This window comes from Arthrobacter sp. E44, assembly GCF_041877125.1.
Lineage (GTDB): Bacteria > Actinomycetota > Actinomycetes > Actinomycetales > Micrococcaceae > Arthrobacter.
This window is the reverse complement of record NZ_JBHDJA010000066.1, coordinates 1-797: the sequence shown is the minus strand read 5'-3', so window position 1 is coordinate 797 and position 797 is coordinate 1. Positions and strand designations below refer to the sequence as shown.

General features: G+C 66.4%; 1 protein-coding gene. It reads left to right on the top strand.

All coding sequences use genetic code 11. The annotated features are described in order from the left end of the window. A partial coding sequence (locus tag ACETK3_RS21340; protein WP_373993597.1) for an ATP-binding protein occupies positions 1-664 on the top strand: 664 nt, incomplete at its 5' end. Between the last annotated feature and the right edge of the window lie 133 nt (positions 665-797).

Below are 797 nucleotides of genomic sequence, written 5' to 3'. Positions count from 1 at the left end.
CGCCCAGCGGTGGGAACCGGCCGAGGTCATCAAGGCCCTCTTCACGGAGGAAGCCGCCGGCCGGGCCCGGTCCATGCTCGCTTCCCGCCGCAAAGCAGCCGGGTTCCCGACCGGGAAGACCTTCGAGGCGTGGGACCCTGCAGCGTCCTCCATCCCGGGCCCGACCCAGCAGGCACTGCGGACCCTGGAATGGATCACCCGCAGGGAAAACTTGGTCGTCTGCGGGCCCTCGGGGACGGGGAAGACGTTCTTCCTCGAAGCCCTCGGCCAGCAGGCCGTCGAAGCCGGAATGCGGGTCGCTTGGTTCAGGCTCGAGGACCTCGGCGTCCTCATCCGCGCCCACCGAACCGATGACAGCGTCACCCGGGCCGTTGCCCGGATCCTGCGCGCCGAGCTCGTGGTCATCGATGATATTGGTCTGTTGCCCGTGGCCACGGACGCCGCCGAAGGCCTCTACCGGGTCGTGGACGCAGCCTACGAAAAACGCTCCGTCGCGATCAGCTCCAACCTCCACCCCGCCGGGTTCGATGAGCTCATGCCCAAAACCCTCGCCACCGCCACCGTTGACCGACTGCTGCACCACGCCCACGTCTGCCAGACCAGCGGCGATTCCGTCCGTCTTACCCAGGCCCTCGCCGGAAAAGGAGTGACCCGCTTGAACTGACCAACCCAACGATGGCCGACCCCGCCGAAACGAATCAGTGGGCAGATCTGTTGGCCATAACCGGGCAGTTTTACTGGCCACCAGCGGGCACATCAACTGGCCGCCCATGGGCAGAACGTAATGGCCATTGACA